The organism is Gemmiger formicilis, assembly GCF_024462815.1.
GTDB lineage: Bacteria > Bacillota > Clostridia > Oscillospirales > Ruminococcaceae > Gemmiger.
Genome location: NZ_JANGCG010000116.1, coordinates 1 through 210 on the forward strand (window position 1 = coordinate 1; position 210 = coordinate 210).

General features: G+C 59.0%; 1 pseudogene. It reads left to right on the forward strand.

The annotated features are described in order from the left end of the window. Positions 1-179, forward strand: a pseudogene (locus NE623_RS14695) (glutamyl-tRNA amidotransferase); the annotation flags it as partial. Positions 180-210 lie beyond the last annotated feature (31 nt).

The window sequence follows — 210 nt, forward strand, 5'->3', positions numbered from 1 at the left end:
CGTTCATCTTTTCGCTGATCCGCGCGGTGGGTCTTATCCTGCTGGGGTGGGGCATTGTGCAGGTCGGTCTGTCTTTGCAGAGCCATGACCCCAGCCAGCGCAGCCAAGGTTTTCTAACGCTGGCCGGTGGGCTGGTTATCACGTTCGCCAAAGAGATCCTCGACCTCATCACCGCGTGAGGATTGCGCCAAGAGGAAAGGTGGTGATGCC